This is a genomic window from Thiohalocapsa sp. ML1 (assembly GCF_001469165.1).
Classification (GTDB): Bacteria; Pseudomonadota; Gammaproteobacteria; order Chromatiales; family Chromatiaceae; genus Thiohalocapsa.
The window spans coordinates 61615-81392 of record NZ_JABX01000014.1 but is presented as its reverse complement, the minus strand read 5'-3'; the positions used below and the strand labels follow the sequence as shown (position 1 = coordinate 81392).

General features: G+C 69.8%; 19 protein-coding genes. 10 read left to right on the top strand and 9 right to left on the bottom strand.

The features are described 5' to 3' along the window. Positions 1 to 38: 38 nt before the first annotated feature. The 6 genes from ML01_RS11075 to def all read right to left on the bottom strand — a co-directional run bounded on the left by ML01_RS11075 (position 39) and on the right by def (position 7143). Positions 39 to 1406: a sigma-54 dependent transcriptional regulator gene (locus ML01_RS11075; protein WP_058555454.1), complete on the bottom strand. Its 1368-nt coding sequence runs from the start codon at positions 1404 to 1406 to the stop codon at positions 39 to 41. Continuing rightward, positions 1403 to 3622, bottom strand: coding sequence for an ATP-binding protein (locus ML01_RS11070; RefSeq protein WP_058555503.1), 2220 nt, complete (start codon positions 3620 to 3622; stop codon positions 1403 to 1405). The genes ML01_RS11075 and ML01_RS11070 overlap by 4 nt, the downstream gene beginning before the upstream one ends. Further along, complete coding sequence (locus tag ML01_RS11065; protein WP_058555453.1) at positions 3604 to 4170, bottom strand: DUF4390 domain-containing protein; 567 nt, start codon at positions 4168 to 4170, stop codon at positions 3604 to 3606. The genes ML01_RS11070 and ML01_RS11065 overlap by 19 nt, the downstream gene beginning before the upstream one ends. Then, a complete protein-coding gene (rsmB, locus tag ML01_RS11060; protein ID WP_058555502.1) occupies positions 4167 to 5459 on the bottom strand; it encodes a 16S rRNA (cytosine(967)-C(5))-methyltransferase RsmB in 1293 nt (430 codons plus the stop codon). Before rsmB ends, ML01_RS11065 begins: the two co-directional genes overlap by 4 nt. 100 nt (positions 5460 to 5559) lie before the next feature. Beyond that, positions 5560 to 6507 carry a methionyl-tRNA formyltransferase gene (gene fmt / locus ML01_RS11055; protein WP_058555452.1) on the bottom strand — a complete coding sequence of 316 codons (948 nt, stop codon included), beginning with the start codon at positions 6505 to 6507 and terminating at the stop codon, positions 5560 to 5562. Positions 6508 to 6606: 99 nt separating this feature from the next. Further along, entirely contained in the window at positions 6607 to 7143 is a 537-nt protein-coding gene (gene def / locus ML01_RS11050; RefSeq protein ID WP_058555451.1) for a peptide deformylase, read from the bottom strand. A 206-nt stretch (positions 7144 to 7349) separates the two neighbouring features. Between def and ML01_RS11045 the strand changes: the two genes are divergently transcribed. From ML01_RS11045 to ML01_RS11015, 7 genes are all read left to right on the top strand, one after another. Then, positions 7350 to 8621: a LysM peptidoglycan-binding domain-containing protein gene (locus tag ML01_RS11045; protein ID WP_082674167.1), complete on the top strand. Its 1272-nt coding sequence runs from the start codon at positions 7350 to 7352 to the stop codon at positions 8619 to 8621. A 64-nt stretch (positions 8622 to 8685) separates the two neighbouring features. Then, on the top strand, positions 8686 to 9864 hold the full coding sequence (gene dprA / locus ML01_RS11040) for a DNA-processing protein DprA (RefSeq protein WP_058555500.1): 1179 nt from the start codon (positions 8686 to 8688) through the stop codon (positions 9862 to 9864). 66 nt (positions 9865 to 9930) lie between these two features. Continuing rightward, positions 9931 to 10407: a DUF494 family protein gene (locus ML01_RS11035; RefSeq protein ID WP_058555450.1), complete on the top strand. Its 477-nt coding sequence runs from the start codon at positions 9931 to 9933 to the stop codon at positions 10405 to 10407. Between the two features lie 249 nt (positions 10408 to 10656). Then, positions 10657 to 12984: a type I DNA topoisomerase gene (gene topA, locus ML01_RS11030; RefSeq protein ID WP_058555449.1), complete on the top strand. Its 2328-nt coding sequence runs from the start codon at positions 10657 to 10659 to the stop codon at positions 12982 to 12984. 150 nt (positions 12985 to 13134) lie between these two features. Beyond that, entirely contained in the window at positions 13135 to 13728 is a 594-nt protein-coding gene (locus tag ML01_RS11025) for an L-threonylcarbamoyladenylate synthase (protein WP_058555448.1), read from the top strand. A 168-nt stretch (positions 13729 to 13896) separates the two neighbouring features. Then, entirely contained in the window at positions 13897 to 14184 is a 288-nt protein-coding gene (locus ML01_RS11020) for a type II toxin-antitoxin system Phd/YefM family antitoxin (RefSeq protein WP_058555447.1), read from the top strand. Continuing rightward, complete coding sequence (locus tag ML01_RS11015) at positions 14181 to 14642, top strand: type II toxin-antitoxin system VapC family toxin (RefSeq protein WP_058555446.1); 462 nt, start codon at positions 14181 to 14183, stop codon at positions 14640 to 14642. The genes ML01_RS11020 and ML01_RS11015 overlap by 4 nt, the downstream gene beginning before the upstream one ends. 442 nt (positions 14643 to 15084) lie before the next feature. Here the strand turns inward: ML01_RS11015 and ML01_RS11010 are convergent, their stop codons facing one another. From ML01_RS11010 to ML01_RS30555, 3 genes are all read right to left on the bottom strand, one after another. Beyond that, positions 15085 to 15720, bottom strand: a complete 636-nt coding sequence (locus ML01_RS11010) for a hypothetical protein (protein ID WP_156427663.1) — start codon at positions 15718 to 15720, stop codon at positions 15085 to 15087. 345 nt (positions 15721 to 16065) lie between these two features. Further along, entirely contained in the window at positions 16066 to 16218 is a 153-nt protein-coding gene (locus ML01_RS28640; RefSeq protein WP_156427662.1) for a hypothetical protein, read from the bottom strand. 4 nt (positions 16219 to 16222) lie between these two features. Further along, a complete protein-coding gene (locus tag ML01_RS30555; protein ID WP_254045220.1) occupies positions 16223 to 16891 on the bottom strand; it encodes a Fic family protein in 669 nt (222 codons plus the stop codon). Positions 16892 to 16913: 22 nt separating this feature from the next. Between ML01_RS30555 and ML01_RS30550 the strand changes: the two genes are divergently transcribed. The 3 genes from ML01_RS30550 (at position 16914) to ML01_RS10995 (ending at position 19724) form a co-directional block, all read left to right on the top strand. Beyond that, positions 16914 to 17579: a hypothetical protein gene (locus ML01_RS30550; RefSeq protein ID WP_254045219.1), complete on the top strand. Its 666-nt coding sequence runs from the start codon at positions 16914 to 16916 to the stop codon at positions 17577 to 17579. A 256-nt stretch (positions 17580 to 17835) separates the two neighbouring features. Then, the gene (locus ML01_RS11000; protein WP_058555444.1) at positions 17836 to 18882 is read left to right on the top strand and encodes a cyclopropane-fatty-acyl-phospholipid synthase family protein; all 1047 of its coding nucleotides are present in this window, start codon (positions 17836 to 17838) and stop codon (positions 18880 to 18882) included. A 293-nt stretch (positions 18883 to 19175) separates the two neighbouring features. Continuing rightward, positions 19176 to 19724 (top strand): hypothetical protein, encoded by a 549-nt coding sequence (locus ML01_RS10995; protein WP_058555443.1) that lies wholly within the window; start codon positions 19176 to 19178, stop codon positions 19722 to 19724. Positions 19725 to 19778 lie beyond the last annotated feature (54 nt).

Genomic DNA, 19778 nt, shown 5'->3' with positions numbered 1-19778 from the left:
AACCCCTAGCTCCTCGCCCCTAGATCCCAGATCCTGATTCATCGCCGCTCCTTGATCTCGATGCCGAGGGAACGGAGCTTCCGGTAGAGGTGCGTCCGCTCCATGCCCGCCTCCTTCGCCATCTTGCTGACGTTGCCCGCGTGCTTTTCGAGCTGGTATTCGAGATACGCCTTCTCGAACTGCTCCCGCGCGGAGCGCAGCGGTTGGTCGAACGACACCAGGCCTTCCAGCGGCTGCGTCAGCACCGGCGGGGTCGAGCCCAGCGCCGTCTCCACCTCGGTCTGCGCGATCTCGTCGCCAGCGCCGAGGATCAGCACGCGTTGCACCAGATTCTTGAGCTCGCGCACGTTGCCGGGCCAGGTGTAGTTGCGCAGGAAATTCTGCGCGCCGACGCTGAAGCGCCGATACGGCAGCTTCTCGTGGGTCGCGAAGTAGTCGACGTAGTAGCTCAAGAGGTCTGGGATGTCCTCGGCGTGCTCGCGCAGCGCCGGCACCTGCAGCGGGACGACATTGAGATGGTAGAACAGGTCCTCGCGGAAGCTGCCGGCGCGGACCTCTTCCTTCAGATCGCGCTGGGTCGCGGCGATGATGCGCACATCGATGCGCACCGGGTCGCTGCCGCCGACGCGCAGGAAGGAGCCGGTGTCGAGTGCGCCTAAGAGCTGGCCCTGGGCCTCGAGGTCCATGTCCGCCACCTCGTCCAAGAGCAGCGTGCCGCCGGCGGCCTGCTCCAGGCTGCCGTAGTGCAGGTGGCCGTCTTCCTCGCTGCCGAACAGCTCGCGCGCCGCGTTGCCGCGGGTGATGGCCGAGACGCCCAAATCGATGAACGGGCGCTCGCGCCGCGCGCTCTGCGAGTGCAAAAACCTCGCGAAGGTCTCGCGCCCGCTGCCCGGCTCGCCGGTAATCAGCACCCAGGTGTCGTGCTGGGCGATGCGCTTGACCTGCTCGCGCAGGCGCTGCATCGACGCCGAGCGCCCGGCGGGCTCCTGCACCAGCGGCACGCGCCGGCGCAGCCCGACGTTCTCACGCGCGAGCTTGTCCGCCTCCAGCGCCCGCTCCACCGTGAGCAGGAGCTTGGCCATAGACAGCGGCTTTTCGAGGAAGTCGTAGGCGCCGAGGCGCGTCGCCTCCACGGCGGTTTCGACGTTGCCATGGCCGGACATCATGATCACGGGGCAGGGCAGGCCCTCGTCCTCGTCCCATTCCTTGAGCAGGCTGATGCCGTCCAAGTCCGGCATCCAGATGTCGAGCAGCATGAGGTCCGGCCGACGCTCGCGCAGCGCATGGCGCGCCGCCTCGCCGTTCTCGGCATTGGTGACGACGTAGCCCTCGTCTTCGAGGATGTCCTGCACCGTTTCGCGGATGTCCGGCTCGTCGTCGACGACCAGGATGTGGGTGGCACTCATGTTTCTCCTGCCCGCCGCAGCGGCCTCAATGACGCGGCGGGCGCGTCGCGCCACACGGGCAGCCTGGCCGTGAAGCGAGCCCCCTGTCCCGCGTTTTCCGCTGCGATGATACCCCCGTGTTCCTCAATTATCTTCTTGACGATGGCGAGCCCTAAGCCGGTGCCTTTGGTCTTGGAGGTGACATAGGGCTCGAACAGCCGATCCAGCAGGGCAGGATCGATGCCGCCGCCGTTGTCCTCGATGTCGATCTCGACGCAGGGCGTGTCTGCGCTGAAGGCATAGCCCGTGCTCACCCGCACCCAGCCGTCGGTGCGGGCCTCCAGCGCCTCGATGGCGTTCTTCAGCAGATTGTGGATGACCTGGCGCAGGCGCTTGGAATCGCCGCGGATCTTCGCCTCCGGTGCGCCCAGCTCGGCGCGGATCTTGACCCGGGCGGCCTGATAGAGCTCCAGGACCTCGCCGATCAGGGTGTCGACCGCGAAGGGCTCGTCCTGCATCTCGGGCGTACGGGCGTAGCTGGCGAAGTCGTTCACCATGGCCTTCATGGCCTCCACCTGCTGGCCGATGGTGTGGGTCGCGCGGTCCACAATGCGCGCCTCGGCCTCCGGGACCTTGCCCAGGAGCTTGTGCCGCAGCCGCTCGGCGGAGAGCTGGATGGGCGTCAGCGGATTCTTGATCTCGTGCGCCAGACGCCGGGCGACCTCGCCCCAGGCAGCGTCGCGCTGGGCGCGGATCAGCGTGGTGATGTCGTCGAACACCACGACATGGCCGGTGGACTGGCCGACCTCGGCGGCGGGCAGCGGGCTGCCCCGGCACATCAGGACCTGTCGGCCGTCCGCGCCGAGCAGCGTCACCTCTTCGCGCCAGTCGCTGCCGGTGGGCACATGGCGGCGGATGGCATCGCCCCAGGGCGCAAGGCGCGGATAGACGTGCTCCAGCGCTGCCAACGCGCGGCCTTCTTCCTCATGGCCCGGGATCTTGAGGATCTGGCGCGCCGCGGGGTTCATGGTCATGAGCCTAAGGTCATCGGCGAAGGCGATGACGCCGCTCGATAGGCGCCCGAGCACGGTTTCGAGATAGGCCCGCTGTTCCTCGACGGCGCGCTGGCTCTGCGCCGCCTGGTCGCGGGCCTGGGCGATGCGCCGGGTCATGGCGTTGAACGACGCCACCAGAAACGCGAGCTCATCGTCCTGCGACGGCAGCGGCAATTGCTGCTCGTAGTCGCCGTCGGCGACGGCGCGCGTGCCGCGGGCGATGTCCGCCACCGGCGCCACTAGCCGCTGCGCCGTGCCGAAGGCCGCGAGCAACGCTGCCAAGAGGCCGAAGACGAGCACCAGGGACAGCGTCAGCGAGAAGCTTAGCTTGAGCGAGCGGCGCAGGTAAGACAGCTCCGTGTAGCGGTTGTAGGCGTCTTCCAGCCCCGAGGCCAGCTCGTCGATGCGCGCCGAGGTCGGGAAGATTGCCTGCATCATCAGGCGCCGTCCGCGCGGGTCGTTGACGAGCACGCGCACGACCAGGGTGCCGTCGGCGGTGGGTTCCAGCGCCACGTAGTCGACGCCCATGCGCACGCCCTGCATCACCTCGCGCCCGGGGTGGTCCGGCACGAGCTGGGTCGGGTCGTCGATGGCGGTGCCCATGACCTGGCCGTTCGGCTCAAACAGCGTCAGCTCCAGCGCGCCGGCCTGGCGGCGCAGCTCATCGAGCGCCAGCGTCAGCGCCGTGGCGGAGCGGTCCTCGATGCCGGTCAGGATCTGCTGGCTGTACTTGAGCAGCACGCGCTGGTTCAGGTCCAGCGAGGCCTGGTTCAGCGTCAGCGCGTCGGCCATGGCGCTGTCGATCTCCACGTCGAACCAGGTGTCGATGCCGCGCAGCAGAAAGCCCAGGGAGTAGTAGTAGACGACGCCGACCGGCAACAGCGAGATCAGCGCGAACAACAGCACGATGCGCGCTGTAAGCCGCGAGCCCGGTGCGCCCCGCCGGCGCTGGTTGACCAGGCGCACGATGTTGAAGCCCACCATCGCAAGCAGCGCCGCGAGCCCCGCGAGCACCACCAGCAGCAGCGGCACGAAGGCCCGGCTCAGCGCATCGGAGTTCTGCACGGCGCTGCTCATCAGGTGCAGCGCCACCAGCAGCGCGAGCAGCAGCAGGCCGACCACGATGGTGCCTGGGTGCCGCCAGACCCGGCGCGGCGGCCGGCCTAGGGGCGCAGGGGCCATGCGGTCCACTTGCTGGACTGTTTCCAGGACGGGTACAGGTACGCCATGGGCCGCAACGGCAGCGGCAGCTCCTCGACGTCCAGCGACACGCGCACATGCAGCTCGTAATCCTGCTCGGGCGCGAGGCGCTCGGGGCTCAAGAGCGGGATACCGCGTAGCTCGCCTAGCGCCGTCAGCGCCACATCGCGGGTCACATAGGTGCGGCCGGCTTCACCCGGCAACTGCGAGACCAGATAGCGCTCCGACAGCGGCCTGTACCGAATCCGGTAGCGCAGCCGGCGGTCCAACAGGCTCTCCCGCCAGATCCAGTCGCCGACGGCGCGCACCTGCAAGTGCACCTCGACGGTGAGGGGCACGCCGTTGTCGAGCGCCTCCAGCGCGCGCTCGCTGAACTCGTAGCGGACATTGGCGTCCATGACCAGCGTGCCGTCCGCGAGGCGGGTTTCGACATTTTCGACGGCGAAGTCCCGCGTCGCCGCCGACGCCCACGGCAGCAGCAGCAACAGGGCCGCCAGCAGCGCCGGCAGGCGGTGCCGGCGCCGCCTCACGGCCGGCGCTCCAGCAGCGCGAAGTAGAAGCCGTCGCCGCCGTGTGCGGCGGGCAGCAATTGCACGCCCGGCGCGCAGGCGAGCGCGTCCGGCAGGCCCAGCGCCACCGCGTGCGCGTCGGGGTGCGCAGCGAGGAAGGCCTGCACGCGCGCCTGGTTCTCGTCCGGCAGCACCGAGCAGGTGGCGTACAGCAGCCGGCCGCCGGGCCGCAGCAGGGGCCACAGCGCGGCGAGGATCGCGTCCTGGGTCGCGGTCAGCGCGGCGATGTCCGAGTCCCGGCGCAGGTACTTGATGTCGGGATGCCGGCGGATGACGCCGGTGGCGGAGCAGGGGGCGTCGAGCAGGATGCGGTGATAGGGCGCGCCGGGCCAGTCGGGGGCGGCGGCGCGTGCGTCGGCGGCGAGCACGCGGGCGCCGAGCCCAAGGCGCGCCAGGTTTTCGCGCAGCGGGGCGAGCCGGTCCGGGTCCAGGTCCACCGCGGTGAGATCCAGCCCGCCGCCGGCCTGCTCCAACAGATGCGACGTCTTGTTGCCCGGTGCCGCGCAGGCGTCGAGCACGGACTCGCCCGCCCGCGGGTCGAGCAGCGCCGCGGCCCATTGCGCCGCGGCATCCTGCACCGACACCAGGCCGTCTGCGAACCCGGGCAGCCGGCGCGTCGGCACGGGCTCGTCGAGCATCAGCGCGGCGGGCAGGCCCGGCAGCTCGCGCGCGGTGAAGCCGGCGTTGGCGAGCATCGCCGTGTACTCAGCGCGGCTGGTACGCAGCAGATTCACGCGCAGCGTCATGGGCGGGCGCTGATTGCTGACCGCGATGATCTGCCGCCAGTGCTCGGGCCAGGCGGCCTTGAGGCGCCCGACGAGCCAGTCCGGGAACAGTGCCGGGTCGGCATCGTCGTGGCCGACGCGCGCGAGCAGCGCTGCCTCTTCGCGCTGGAAGCGGCGCAGCGCCGCGTTGACGAGCCCCGCGGCGCGCGGGCGCTCCAGCGTCCGCGTGGCGGCGACGGTCGCCGCCACGGCGGCGTGCGCCGGGATGCGGGTGGAGACGAGCTGGTACAAACCCACCGCCATGAGCGCCTGCAGGATCCTGTCTGCGCGGCGAAGCGGCCGCGTCAGCAGTATAGCGATGAGCGCATGCAGCCGCGGTAGCAGCCGGAGCGTGCCGTAGCAGAGCTCCTGCAATAGGGCTAGATCCCGGGCGGGCAGCGCCCCCTCGACCGCCGCCAGCGCCGTCGTCAGCGAGCGCCCCTCGACCTGCACCGCGTGCACCACGCGGGCGGCGGCGGCACGCACGGCGGCGCCGGCCGGGGGCGTGCCGGAGGGGCCGGTCGGGCGCCGGGCTTGGCCGGGGCGCGCCGAGGGTTGCGGCCGGCCGGCCTTGGGGCTGCCCTGTTCAGCCAAGCAGGGCGCCGTCCAGGCGGCGGGCGTTGACGAACTCGCGTGCCGCCATGCGCCGCTTCCCCGGCGCCTGGAGAGCCGTGATGCGGAGCAGGCCGTCGCCGGTGACCACGTCGATGCCGTCCGGCCCGCTCTGCGCCACGCGGCCCGGCTCGTCGCTCGCGCTCGCGCTCGGTGCCGGCGCCGGTAGCGTCGCGCCCCACAGGCGCAGCACCTCATCGCCGAGGCGGGTCTGCGCGACGGGCCAGGGGTCGAAGGCGCGCACCGCGCGCTCGATCTCGGCCGCGGGCCGGCTCCAGTCGATCCAGGCCTCGTCCTTGGTGAGCTTCTTGGCGTAGGTGGCCGCGGCCGGGTCCTGCGCTGCCGGCGCGAGGCTGCCGTCAAGGATGCCGGGCAGGGCATCGAGCAGGGCCGTGGCGCCGAGCTCCGCGAGCCGTGCGGTCAGGCTCCCGCCCGTGTCTTCCGGGGCGATGGCGAGCGGCGCGAAGCGGTACACGGGCCCCGTGTCGAGCCCCGCCTCCATGCGCATGATGCTGACGCCCGTCTCGCTGTCGCCGGCGAGGAGTGCGCGCTGGATCGGCGCCGCCCCGCGCCAGCGCGGCAAGAGCGATGCATGGATGTTGACGCAGCCGAGCCGAGGTGCGTCGAGCGCCGCCTGCGGCAGGATCAGGCCGTAGGCCGCCACCACCAGCAGGTCGGCGTCCCAAGCGGCGAGCTCGGCCAGGGCTGCGGGCGCCTTCAGCGTCGCGGGCTGGCACACCGGCAAGCCCGCGGCGAGCGCGCGCTGCTTCACGGGCGAAGCGGCGGGTTGGCGCCCGCGGCCGGCGGGCCGGTCGGGCTGCGTGTAGACGGCGGCCAGGTTGTGGCCGCTGTCGATGAGCGCGGACAGTGCCGGCACGGCGAACTCGGGCGTGCCGGCGTAGAGGATGCGTGCCGGGGACATGGGGGACTCAGGCTGCGGGCGGGGCGCGACCGGCGCGGGCGGGCGGAGCGGGCTGCCCCGCTCCGACGTGTGCGCGGACTCCGGCGGCGGCGGGCCGGCTCAGATGGCCTGCCGGCGGCCTTCCGCCGGGGCGGGCGCGGCCTGGCGGCGGTCCTTTTCGAGCTTTCGGCGGATGCGCTGGCGCTTCAGCGACGAGACGTAGTCCACGAAGAGCTTGCCCTCGAGGTGGTCGATCTCGTGCTGGATGCAGACCGCGAGCAGGCCGTCGGTTTCCAGCTCGAAGGGGTTGCCGTTGCGGTCGAGGGCGCGGACGCGAACACTGTCGGCACGGGTCACGTTCTCGTAGAAACCCGGCACCGACAGGCAGCCCTCCTCCATCTGCTCTTCACCGGTGCGCTCCAGAATCTCCGGGTTGATGAGCACCAGGGGCTGGTCCTTGTCGTCGGATGTGTCGATGACGATGACGCGCTTCGGCACATTGACCTGGATGGCGGCCAGCCCGATGCCGGGGGCGGCGTACATGGTCTCCAGCATGTCGTCGACGAGTTGGACGATGTCGGCGTCGACGCGCTCCACCGGCATTGCACGGCGGCGCAGTCGATCGTCGGGAAAGGTCAGGATTTCCAGTTTGGCCATGGATTTACGCAATAGTGTTGATTCAGGGCACAAGGTTTGTCGATTGCGCTACTATGCGCATCATACACCAACAGATGGGGCGGGCCGGCTCGGCTCAAAGGGTCGGAAAAGGCTTTCAGGCCAGCCGCTTGCAACGCGAGGAACCGGCCGGCTGCCCCGCCGGCGCGCTGCCCGGTGCAGGCCTGGCCCGGCTCGCAGGAGTCGCTATGACTATCGACACGTCCGTGTGCCACGCCGTTCACGCGCCGACGGCCGCGCCGTTGCTGCGCCGGCGTGGTCCGTGCTCCCGGCGCACCGGTCTCGCGCTGTTGTTGCTGTCCCTGCTGTCCCTGCTGTTCGGCGCGGCGAGCGCGGCCGACGGGCCGCTGCGCGACGGCCACCCGGAAACCTATGTCGTGCAGCCCGGGGACACGCTGTGGGAGATCGCGGAGCAATACCTGCACGAGCCCTGGCGCTGGCGCGAGGTCTGGCAGGCCAACCCCGGCGTCGGCAACCCCAATCGCATCTACCCCGGCGACGTCCTCGTCGTCGACTATTCCAGCGGCAACGCGCGCATCCGCCGGGCCGAGCGCGCGAGCGGCGGCATGCGCACCGTGAAGCTCTCGCCGCGGGTGCGCGTGTCGGATCTGGACCGGGAGATTCCGGCCATTCCGCTCAACGCCGTGGCGCCGTTCCTGTCCCGCCCGGTGATCACCGATGCGACGGAGATCGACGCGGCGCCCTACGTCGTCGGCTTCCCGGAGGAACAGCTCATCGGTGGCATCGGCAACACGGTGTTCGTGCGCAGCATCCTGAGCGCCAGCGATGACCGCTGGGAGGTGCTGCGCCCGGGGCCGGCCTACCGCGACCCGGACACCAACGAGCTGTTGGGGTTCGAGGCGGCGTCGGTGGCCACGGCGCGGCTGGAGCGCCTGGGCGATCCGGCCACCCTGGTCATTACGCGCTCCTACATGGAGGTCGGCATCGGCGACCGCGTGCGCCCGGCGCGCGACGAGGAGCCCATCCGCAGCTTCTTCCCGGTGCCGGCCCCGGCGAGCCTGCGCGGCAAGATCATGGCGGTGCTGAACGGCGTGACGCAGATCGGGCAGTACGATGTGGTCGCGCTGAACCGCGGTGCGCGCGATGGCGTCGCGGTGGGCCATGTCTTCGACATCTACAGCGGCGGCGAGCTGCGCCGGGATCCGGTGCGTACGCGCCGCACCGACTGGAACTGGCGCAACGAATCGCCGGCCGACACGTCCTTTTGGTTCGGCGACTGGGAGCTCGACGGCTGGGTCGAGAACAAGCCCGACCCGAACGCCCCGTTGCCGCTGCACCGCCGCGCCTCGCGCGGCTGGGATCAATACATCGTGCCGGATTCCCGTTCCGGCACGCTGATGGTGTTTCGCGTCTTCCCGAAGGTCAGCTTCGCGTTGGTGATGTTCGCGAATCGCCCGATGTTCGTCGGCGAGATCGTGGCGCCACCGCGCACGCCATGAGCAGCGCGGCGCCGCAGAGGCCGGCCGGCCACCGCCGGGGCTCGTCATGGCGGCGCCCCCGCGCATGAGCGCCCACGAGCGCGAGCGGCTCACCGACTGGCTCGCCCTGGCACTGGCGCCGGGCGTCGGCCCGCGCCGCATCGCGCAGCTTATCGAGCGCTTCGGCAGCCCGGCGGAGGCGCGCCGGGCGAGCCGCGCCGCGCTACGGGACGCGGGCATCCCCACCGCCGCCATCGCCGCCATCGGCACCCCGGACGCCGAGCGCGTGCAGCTCGCGCTGGACTGGGTCGAGCACGACGGCGCGCATCTGCTGACGCCGGACGCACCGCTCTATCCACGGCGCCTGCTGGAGCTGGCCGCACCGCCGCCGCTGCTGTTCGTGCGCGGCGATGCGTCCCTGCTGCAAGAGCCGCAGATCGCCATTGTCGGCAGCCGCAATCCCACGGTCGGGGGCATGGAGACGGCGCGGGACTTCGCGGCCTATCTCGCCGGGCTCGGGCTGGTCATCACCAGTGGTCTCGCCCTCGGCATCGACGCCGCCGCGCACGAGGGCGCCCTTGGCTCCGGGCGCACCATCGCCGTGCTCGGTACCGGGCCGAATCGGGTGTATCCGGCGGCGCACCGCGACCTCGCGCGACGCATCGCGGCCACGGGCGCACTGGTCAGCGAGTTTTTGCCCGGTACGGGGCCGCACGCCAGCCATTTTCCGCAGCGCAATCGCATCATTTCGGGCCTGAGCCTGGGGACGCTGGTGGTGGAGGCCGCGCTCGGCAGCGGCTCGCTGATCACTGCACGGCTCGCGAGCGAGCAGGGGCGGGAGGTCTTCGCCGTGCCCGGTTCCATCCACAATCCGCTGGCGCGCGGCTGCCATGCGCTGATCCGCCAGGGTGCGAAGCTCGTGGACAGCGCCACGCAGATCCTGGAGGAGATCGGCCCGCAGCTCGGTGCCTATCTGGACGAGCACGCCGATACATCGGGCTTCATCCTGCCGATTCCGTCCGGCGCCTCGGAGCTCGCGCGTGCCCCACTTGATGACGATCACAAGAGGCTTCTCGCCGGGATGGGGTATGATCCCACGTCCCCGGACGACCTGATCGCCCGCACCGGCCTGCCGGCGTACGAAATCGCCTCGATGCTCCTCCTGCTGGAGCTGCAGGGCCGGGTGCAATCCCATCCCGGCGGGCGCTACAGCCTGCGCGCCACCCGCGTCGGCGATGATCCCGGCGATAATCCCGGCGCCTGAGCCGCCGCGGCTGCCGCCCCCCACCAAAGGCAGCGCTTTCCCGTCCTGGCCGACGAAGGAGTCAGCATGAACGAGAGCATGGTCGACGTCCTGATCTACCTCTACGAGAACTATCTGGACGGCGCCACCCGGCCGGACATCGACCAGGATGAGCTCGAGGTTGAGCTCTCCCGCGCCGGCTTTTCCAACGCCGAGATCAGCCATGCGCTGATCTGGCTCGATGAGCTCGCAGCGCGCATGGATGCCACGGAGTATCCGCCCCGCGACGCCGGTGCTATGCGCGTCTACACCGCCGGCGAGTGTGCGAAGCTCGACATCGAGGCGCGCGGGCTGCTGCTGTTCCTGGAACAGAGCGGCATCCTGGACGCGCTCAGCCGCGAGCTCGTCATCGACCGTGCCATGGCCCTCCAGCAGAGTGCGGTGAGCGTCGAGGAGCTGAAGTGGGTCGTGCTGCTGGTGCTGATGGGGCGCCCCGGTCGGGAATCAGCCCACAGCCAGATGGAAGAGCTGATCTACAGCGACGCCCCCGCGCTACTGCACTGATCTGGCGTCACGCAACGCTTGCGGCAAGCCCCGGCCGGGGCATCGGCCCGGACCGCCGCCGAGCCCCGACCCGGCCGCTCCGGCGGCCCTCCAGGGCCGCGCCGAAGCCCGCACGGACAGTGCCTCCCGGCAGCCTGCGCCGCCGCCTTTGTTGCGCCTTGACGCCAGGCGCGGAGAAACCCCACCTTGACGCGGCCTCGGTTGTTCGTATCTGCTTAGCCGCCCCGCGACTCCGCCTCGGAACCCTTCATGCACCTCGTCGTCGTCGAATCCCCCGCCAAGGCCAAGACCATCAAGAAGTACTTGGGTCCCGATTTCGAGGTCGTGGCCTCCTACGGGCACGTGCGCGACCTCGTGCCCAAGGAGGGCGCGGTGGACCCGGAGCACAACTTCGAGATGAAGTACCAGGTCATCGACCGCAACGAGAAGCACGTCGCGACCATCTCGAAGCTCCTGAAGAAGGCCGACGTGCTCTATCTCGCGACCGACCCCGACCGCGAGGGCGAGGCCATCTCCTGGCACCTCTACGAGCTGCTGCATGACCGCAATCTGCTCGGCGACCGGCCGGTGTACCGCGTCGTGTTTAACGAGATTACGCAGCGCGCCGTGCAGGACGCCGTCGCCAACCCGCGCCAGCTCTCCCATGACCTGGTCAATGCCCAGCAGGCACGGCGCGCGCTGGACTATCTCGTGGGCTTCAACCTGTCGCCGCTGTTGTGGAAGAAGGTGCGGCGCGGTCTCTCCGCCGGGCGGGTGCAGAGCCCGGCGCTGCGCCTCATCGTCGAGCGGGAGCTGGAGATCGAGGCCTTCAACAGCCAGGAGTACTGGACCGTCGAGGCGGACGCCACGGCGCCGGACGAGCAACTCGGCCAGAAGCCCTTCACGGCCAAGCTCACGCTGTTCGGCGGGGAGAAGGTCGAGCAGTTCACCATCGCGGACGAGGAGCGCGCCCGGGTCGTGGAGGCCGCACTGATGCAGGCGGCCGACGGCAAGCTCCGCGTCGAGCAGGTCGAGCGCAAGCAGCGCAAGCGCAACCCGGCACCGCCCTTCATCACGTCCACGCTGCAGCAGGAGGCGGCGCGCAAGCTCGGCTTCACCACCCAGCGCACCATGCGCACCGCGCAGCAGCTCTACGAGGGCGTGGACATCGGCCAGGGGGCGGTCGGCCTCATCACGTACATGCGTACCGACTCCGTGAACTTGGCCCAGGAGGCCGTTGCGGAGCTTAGGGACTACATCGGCGAGCGCTACGGCAAGAAGTATGTGCCCGAGGCGCCGCGTGCCTTTAAGACCAAGTCCAAGAATGCGCAGGAGGCCCATGAGGCCATCCGGCCGACGTCCATCCGCAACCTGCCGAAAGACATCAAGGCGCACCTGAGCGCGGACCAAGCCAAGCTCTATGAGCTGATCTGGAAGCGCACCATCGCCTGCCAGATGGCGCATGCGCTGATCAACCAGGTGGCCGTGGATCTGTCCGCCGGGGCCGGCAACCTGTTCCGCGCCACCGGCTCCATGGTGGCCGAGCCCGGTTTCATGCGCGTCTACATCGAGGGTCGCGACGACGCCACCGGCGCCGACGACGACGAGGAGCGCATGCTGCCCGATATGACCGAGGGCCAGGTCGTGGACCTCCTCGCGATCCGCCCGGAGCAGCACTTCACCGAGCCGCCGCCGCGCTACAGCGAGGCATCCTTGGTGAAGGCACTGGAGGAGCTCGGCATCGGCCGGCCGTCCACCTACGCATCCATCATCTCGACGCTGCAAGAGCGCGAGTACGTGCTGTTGGAGAAAAAGCGCTTCACGCCGACGGACGTTGGGCGCATCGTCAACAAGTTCCTCACCGAGCACTTCACGTCCTACGTGGACTACGACTTCACGGCCAAGCTGGAGGACGAGCTCGACGCCGTCTCCCGCGGCGAGGAAGACTGGATTCCGCTGTTGGAGCAGTTCTGGAAACCGTTCAAGGACCGCCTCGATCACACGCAAGAGAACGTCGAGCGCAAGGACGTGACGCAGGAGAGCATCGACGAAGCCTGCCCCGAGTGTGGCGGGCCGCTCTCCAAGCGGCTCGGGCGCAACGGCTTCTTCATCGGCTGCACCAACTATCCCGAGTGCAAGTACACGCGCAACATCGATGAGGGCAAGGGCGAGAAGGAGGAGCCGACCATCGTCGAGGGCCGAAACTGCCCCGAGTGCGGCTCGGAGCTCGCCATCAAGCGCGGGCGCTATGGCAAGTTCATCGGCTGCACCGCCTACCCCAAGTGCCGCTTCATCGAGCCATTGGAGAAGCCAGTCGATACCGGCGTGACCTGCCCCAAGTGCGGCGAGGGCACGCTGCAGAAGAAAAAGTCGCGCCGCGGCAAGATCTTCTTCTCCTGCTCCACCTATCCCAAGTGCGACTACGCCGTCTGGAACCAGCCCTTGCCCGAGCCCTGCCCGCAGTGCGGCTGGCCCATCCTGACGCTCAAGGTCACCAAGACCAAGGGCGCGCAGAAGGTCTGCCCGCAGAAGGAGTGCGGCTATGCCGCGCCGGCCGACGCGGCCGAGGTGGAGGCGGTGGATCAGACGAGTACCTAGGGCTGCGCCGCGGCGATCCCGAGACTGTTTGCCCTCGTTGTCGTCAGCGCGGTCGTCATCGCCTATCCGAACGGACGGCAACGGCAACGGCAACGGCCAACGGCCAACGGCAACGACAACGAGAAGAGCCTGCCACGAGAGCCCCTGATCATGCGCACCGTCGGCACCAGCCCTTTCGGCCTGCGTGAGGCCGCCCGCGTCGTCGCCGGCGGCGGCGTCATCGCCTATCCCACCGAGGCCGTCTTCGGCCTGGGCTGCGACCCGCTGGACCCGGACGCCGTGCTGCGCATCCTCGAGATTAAGCGTCGCGACATGGACAAAGGCCTCATCCTCATCGCTGCCGACTTCGGCGCGCTGCTGCCGTACGTGGAGCCGCTGCCCGTCGAGCGCATGGCCGAGATCCGCTCAAGCTGGCCCGGCCCCAACACCTGGCTGCTGCCCGCCCGCCCGGAGACGCCGCAGTGGCTCACCGGCAAGCACGACACGCTCGCCGTGCGCGTCACCGGCCACCCCGCGGCCGCCGCCCTCTGCCGCGCGGCGGCCCGCTACGGCAGCCACATCGGCGCGGGCGCGCTCGTCTCCACCAGCGCCAACCTGAGCGATCTGCCCGCGGCCCGCACCGCGCTCGACGTGCGCCGCCAGTTGCGCGACGCCCCGGACCTGCTTGTTGCCGGGCGCTGCGGCGCGCACCCGAAGCCCTCCACCATCCGCGACGGGCGCAGCGGACGGGTGCTGCGGGGCTGACGCGCGGCGTTCGTGGCGACGCGCAACGGACGAGCGGCCCGCTCGGCGCGTGCTCGGCTCGGCCGCGGGACCAGGCTGCGAAGCGCCCGGCCTGCCCCCCAATAGCTTGCTGTCAAACCTGTCCTGGGCTAGCATCTGGTCATGCTGACCAGATGCGTAGGTTCCGACATGAACGACATTCCTTTAGAGATCGCCGACGGGCGCGGCCCCTGGAAGCTCCAGGACGCCAAGGCCCGTTTCAGCGAGGTCGTGCGGCTCGCGAACGAGGCAGGCCCGCAGCGCGTGACCGTCAACGGTCAGGAGAGGGCCGTCGTGCTGTCCGCGGAGGACTATCGGCGCCTGCGGGGGGAGCCAACGGGTGACGCGCTCATCCGCCTGCTGGCGGAGGCCGACCTCGACGACGTGCAGTTCGAGCATCCGCCGACGCGCGGCCCGGTGCGCGCTGTCGAGCTGTGAGCGGCTGGCTGCTCGACACCAACGTCCTCTCGGAGCTTCGGCGCAAGCAACCGGCACCCGCGGTGGTGGACTTCGTCGCGGGCCTGCCCCTGCACCGGCTCCACGTCAGCACCGTCAGCTTCGCCGAGATCCGCTACGGCATCGAGCTGCTCGACGACCCCGAGCGCCGCGCCACGCTGACCCACTGGCTCGACCATCGCCTGCGCCCGATGTTCGCGGGTCGCGTCCTGCCGCTGTGTGAGCTCACCCTGCTGCAATGGCGACTCATCATCGAATCGGGCCGCAAGCGCGGGCACACCTTCAGCCATCCGGACGTGCTGATCGCCGCCAGCGCCGCGCGCCATGGGCTCACGGTCGTGACCAGGAACACGGGTGAATTCGACATGGCCGGCGTCGCGGTGGTCGACCCGTGGCAAGCGCCGAAGCGCGAACCGCCAGGCCGCCGCCGCGGGGTCTAGGCGAGTTGGACCCTCGGCGCCGTCTCATGACACCGCTCCGCGGTGTTCACCCCCCGGACGGAATGCCGGCCGGAATGCCGGCCGGAGTGCCGGCCGGAGTGCCGGCCGGAGTGCCGGCCGGAGTGTTGACCTCCAGGTCAACACGAGCCAACCGCGACAACTGCCCGCGAGCCCGCCCCAATCGTTCGCGCACATGCGAGCAGTGTCGGCCGGAGTGTTGACCTCCAGGTCAACGCCCAACCTCCCAGCACACACGCCCGCGAACCCGACGCGCACCCGTTCGCACAACCGCGCGCAGCGTCGGCCGGAGGCCGACCCTCCGCAAAGAACCGCCGCGCTCGCCGAAAAAAGGCCGCGCCGGAGCAGGTCCGGCGCGGCCTGGTCGGGGGCAGGCTCAACCCCGGTCGCGAGGTCCGCCAAGCGCCCGTGCGGTGTCTGCAGCTCAATCGCGCCGCGGCGCCCGCCGCAGCGTCCGCAGCCCGAGCAGCCCGCCCGCGAGCAGCAGGGCCGTGGCCGGTGCAGGCGCCGGGTTAGGGTCGGAGTACTCGCTGATGTTGAAGGAATCGAGCTCCGACAAGACAAATCCACCTCCGCTGATCGTGTGGGTCAGGGTATACATCTGCCCGGCGGCGAAGAACGGGATGCTGCCCATGTCGAACGTGAAGGTGCCGACGGTGCTCATGTCGTTGAGACCGCTGGTGCCGTTGGCGCCGGCGAGCTGAAAGCCGCCTGTCGGGCCGAGTTGGATATAGCCCACCGTGTACTGGTCGATCAGCGTATCGGTGTCGAAGACGATGCTGAAGCTCGTCGCGGCAGTACCATAAGAGGACGTGGCACCTGCCAGATAGATGCCATCTCCGTCCACTCCCACAGCGTTACCTCCGTAAGCGCTCAGCACATTGCCAAAGGTCAGCACGATGCTGCCGCCGGTGGCGGTGTCGCCGTTGTTGAGTAGATTGTCGTTGAAATCCGGGTTGCTGTTGTCAAGCGGCACCAGCGCGGCCCCGGCGGGTCCGGCGGCGAGCACCAGCGCGGCGGCGCAGAGGGCTCCGCGCAGAACGGGAGAGACAAGTGACATGGTGTATTCCTCGGGCGCTTCGCCCGCGTAGATGAAAGGGTAGGGATCGAGTTGCTGCTGTGCGATGCCGTGACGCGTGCCCTGCGGCTTGGCTTACGCCGACATCGGTGAAAAACTTACCCCCCCCCCGGCGCCCGCGTCAACGGCTTTTCTGTGACGGCGCAGCGGCCATCGGCCGGCCCGAAGCGGCGAGGGGAGACTTGATTGCGCCGCCGTGCGCGACCCAGCCGCTGTGCGGGGCGCCCCGCGACGCGCCGCGCCGACGCTGCGGGGCTCGCGCACTGGCGAACCTCTGCCGGTCGGTGGCGGGATCATGGCAGCGTCCGGTCTGCGCCGGCGCCGGGCTCAAGCACAGGGGCTGCCGAGCGCCGCTTGCAGGTCCGCCAGCGTGATCATCAAGGTCATCGGCGCACGCGGCGATGCCTCGAAGCCGAGCCGCAGATAGAACGCCTGGGCCGCGTCGTCGACGGCATGGGTCAGCAGACCGCGGATGCCCATGCCGTCAGGGCGCCTCCGGAAACAACCCGGGCAGCCAGCGCGCCGCGAGCCGGGCCGGGAAGGCGATGCGCAGCGGCGCCCGGGTGCTGGCGGCGTGGACCACGCCCTGCTCGGCGAGCGCGGCGACGACGCGGCGGGCGCTGCGCTCGCTGGCGGCGAGCAGGTCGGGGACCTCGCCGCGGGGCAGCTCGCCGCGGTAGAGGATGGCCTCCAGCACGCGGCCGGCCTTGGGCGGCCGCTCGCCCAGGCGGGCGGCATCGTCGCTCCACAGCAGGATGCGCTCGCGCAGGCGCTCCGGCTGGGCCAGCGCCTCCATGAAACGGACCTGATCCAGGCAGGTTTCCAGAAAGAACCGCGTGAAGTCGGCCAGGGCCTCTTCGCTGAGATGTCCGCGACCGTCGAGGTCGTTGCGGCGCGGCAGGTCGCAGGCGGCGAGGTGGGCCTTGTAGGTGCGCACGCTGCGGGCGAGGCCGCGGGCGATGGACCAGACGCTGCCCGTGTCCAGGGCATCCAGCAGCAGGGCGTGGGACAGCAGCCGCGCGACACGGCCGTTGCCGTCGAGGAAGGGGGGGATCCACAGCAGCCGATGGTGCGCGGCGGCGGCGCCGATGATGCCCTCGGCCTTGCCGAGGCCGACGTAAACGCTGGCATAACGCTCCAGAAAGCGCGGCACGGCGCCCGGGCTGACGACGGGAGTGGCGGCCGACCCGCACGTCGCGCCCCCGCAGCGCCCCCGGCAGCACGTGCAGCCGCTCGCTGCTGTCCGGGTCCTCGGTCCACAGCAGCGCCTCCGGCAGCAACTCGCTGAAGCGCCAATGGATCTCGCGGATGCCGTCCAGGATCAGGGAACGGCCGGCGAGACCGCCCGCGTCGATCCATTGCTGCACGGCGATGTGGGCGCGGGCCTCAAGCTGGAGGTTGCGCTTGCCCGCGTCGGCGCTGTAGGCGTCGTGCAGCGCCCGCTCGATGTCCACGGAGTGGGTGTCGTGGCCCTCGATGAGGTTGCTGTAATAGCAGTTCATCGCCCGCACCAGATCGGCAAGCGCCGCGAGCACGCCCTCGGGCAGGCTGCGGCGGAAGCCTGCCGCCGCTGCCGCCAGCTCCAGCGCGAGGTCGGCGAGCCCGGCACGATGGCGCGAGGTCTCCGGGATGCGCAGCGGCTCCATCGCGGAGACGGGCTCGCCACGGTCTGCCGGCGCCTGCGTGCCGGTGCTGGCTTCCGCTGGTTTGGCCGCTTTTCTGTCCGCCTCAGGCTCGCCCATATCGGCGTCTATATCAGATTGTTGCGAGCGGTGAGCGGGGATTTCGGTACCGCTGTTTGGCCGGATTTTTGGCCGCTTTTCGAGCGCTTGCGCAGCTAGTTGGCCTGAATGCGGCTTCGGGGGTGTGCACGGGCCGTCGGCCACGACAACGACTAGGGAGGCAGAGCCTCAGACCGACCAGGACGCGGAGCGCTTTCTCGCGCAATCCGGTCGTCGCCGCAGGTGAACCAAGGGCCGAGGAGGGCTGCCTCTGCCCTCGGCCCTCGGCCCTATTCGCGGGGTGGTGTCCTTGCAACGCGCCACCTTGGGCAATACCTGGACAACCTGCGAGAGCACAAGCGACAAGGGAGCAACTATGCCCATTTCCGAAGCCAGAATCCTCGACTGGGTCGAACGCGGCCGGGTGCCGGACCCGGTGGTGCGCGCCGGCATCCGCCAGCGCTTAAAGAAGATGTCAGACGAGCTGCCGGGCCGGGAGCCCGAGGCCGCCTGGGCGCACAAGCGGGATTTTCTGGCGCTGATGGATGCCTCGCCCGTCGCCGCGGTGCCGGAGCGCGCCAACGAGCAGCACTACGAGGTGCCGGCCGAGTTCTTCGACATCGTGCTCGGGCCGCGCCGCAAGTACAGTTGCCTCTGGTGGCCGGAGGGCGTGGACGACCTGGCCGCGGCGGAAGAGGCCTCGCTTGCCGTCACCGCCGAGCGCGCGGGCATCGCCGATGGCCAAGATGTGCTGGAGCTCGGCTGCGGCTGGGGCAGCTTCAGCCTCTGGGCCGCGGAGCGCTTCCCCGGCAGCCGCTTCACGGCGGTTTCCAACTCCGCGTCGCAACGCGCCTTCATCGAGGGCGAGGCGGCGCGTCGCGGCATCGGCAACCTGACCGTCATCACCGCGGACATGAACGTCTTTGCTACGGACGGGCGCTTCGACCGGGTCGTGTCGCTGGAGATGTTCGAGCACATGCGCAACTGGCGCGTGCTGTTCGGCCGCGTGCATGGCTGGCTCAAGCCCAGCGGGCGCTTCTTCATGCACGTGTTCTGCCATCGCGAGCATCCTTACGCTTACGAGGACACGGGGCCTGATGACTGGATGAGCCACTATTTCTTCGCTGGCGGCATCATGCCGAGCGATGATCTGCCGCTGTACTTTCAGCACCAGCTCAAACTGGTCGATCGCTGGCGCTGGAACGGCAAGCACTACGAGCGCACGCTGAACGCCTGGCTCGCGAAGCAGGATGCCGCGCGCGAGCAGGTCATGCCGATCTTGGAACAGACCTACGGCGCCGAGAACGCGCCGCTCTGGTGGATGCGCTGGCGGCTCTTCTTCATGGGCTGTGCGGAGTTCTTCGGCTTCCGCGACGGCACGGAGTGGTACGTGGGGCACTATCTGTTCGAGCGGCCGGCATAGGCTCGCCGCGAGGGCCGAGGGCCGAGGGCCGAGGGCCGAGGGCCGAGGGCCAAGGCACTCCTGCTCGGCCTCACTTCGCTGGTGACACCCGCGGCTTGCAACACGGTGCTGCCTGCGCTTGTCGGTCTGATGCTTCGGCTCGTTAGCGCTCGGTTTCTGGGGAGATCTCCGCGTTTCCCCGCGTCCGGATTCCCGCACCCGCGCACAGGCTTCCCTCCACCTCTGCGGTATAGTTGCGGCGGTGTGTGCTCCGGGTCGCCGGGGTACGCCGCTCACGACCGCGGGGAAAAGCCATGCGCGCTAGCCGACCAGTCCCTTCTGCCCTGATCGCCCTGCTCGCCGCGCTAGGTCTCGGCGGCTGCGCGAACGAGACGAAGGAGCAGGTGGACTTCAACCTGCTCTTTACGAACGTCGAGCCCATTGAGTACGCGCGCATCCTCTGCCGCGGCATCGAGATGCAGGACCAGCACACCTGCATGACCTCGGTGATCAAGCACTACTCCGACACGCGCTACGACGACTTCACGCCGAGCCAGATCACGGGCGGCCCCTTTGTCGTCGTGCTGGACGACGATCTGTACCGCGGCACCTACGTCTCCCAGCCCTTCGCCGCCGCGTTCACGGTCAGCAACGGCTACAACCTCTGCCGTGGGCGCTATAACGCGTTCGCCGGCGACACCAAGGCCAGATTCGCGGTTCGGTGCGATGACGGCAGCAGCGGCACGGCCAAGCTGATCCTCGACGTCGATGGCCGCAATGGCATCGGCAAGCTGGAGTTCTATGACGGCCGCGAGGGCGATATCGTGTTCGGCTACCGTGCGGTGGGCGGCAACTTCCTCTGAGCCGCAAGTTGAGTCAAGTGTCACGACGACACGGCGCTTGAAGGCAGAAGGTCC

Bases quoted from the DNA above. Each gene is read 5' to 3' on its own strand.
- topA (WP_058555449.1), top strand. From the start codon at position 10,657: ATGCACCTCGTCGTCGTCGAATCCCCCGCCAAGGCCAAGACCATCAAG.
- ML01_RS11075 (WP_058555454.1), bottom strand. From the start codon at position 1,406: ATGAGTGCCACCCACATCCTGGTCGTCGACGACGAGCCGGACATCCGC.
- ML01_RS11070 (WP_058555503.1), bottom strand. From the start codon at position 3,622: ATGGCCCCTGCGCCCCTAGGCCGGCCGCCGCGCCGGGTCTGGCGGCAC.
- dprA (WP_058555500.1), top strand. From the start codon at position 8,686: ATGAGCGCCCACGAGCGCGAGCGGCTCACCGACTGGCTCGCCCTGGCA.
- ML01_RS10995 (WP_058555443.1), top strand. From the start codon at position 19,176: ATGCGCGCTAGCCGACCAGTCCCTTCTGCCCTGATCGCCCTGCTCGCC.
- ML01_RS11035 (WP_058555450.1), top strand. From the start codon at position 9,931: ATGAACGAGAGCATGGTCGACGTCCTGATCTACCTCTACGAGAACTAT.
- ML01_RS11045 (WP_082674167.1), top strand. From the start codon at position 7,350: ATGACTATCGACACGTCCGTGTGCCACGCCGTTCACGCGCCGACGGCC.
- fmt (WP_058555452.1), bottom strand. From the start codon at position 6,507: ATGTCCCCGGCACGCATCCTCTACGCCGGCACGCCCGAGTTCGCCGTG.
- def (WP_058555451.1), bottom strand. From the start codon at position 7,143: ATGGCCAAACTGGAAATCCTGACCTTTCCCGACGATCGACTGCGCCGC.
- ML01_RS11025 (WP_058555448.1), top strand. From the start codon at position 13,135: ATGCGCACCGTCGGCACCAGCCCTTTCGGCCTGCGTGAGGCCGCCCGC.
- ML01_RS28640 (WP_156427662.1), bottom strand. From the start codon at position 16,218: ATGGGCATCCGCGGTCTGCTGACCCATGCCGTCGACGACGCGGCCCAG.
- ML01_RS11020 (WP_058555447.1), top strand. From the start codon at position 13,897: ATGAACGACATTCCTTTAGAGATCGCCGACGGGCGCGGCCCCTGGAAG.
- ML01_RS11010 (WP_156427663.1), bottom strand. From the start codon at position 15,720: ATGTCACTTGTCTCTCCCGTTCTGCGCGGAGCCCTCTGCGCCGCCGCG.
- ML01_RS11000 (WP_058555444.1), top strand. From the start codon at position 17,836: ATGCCCATTTCCGAAGCCAGAATCCTCGACTGGGTCGAACGCGGCCGG.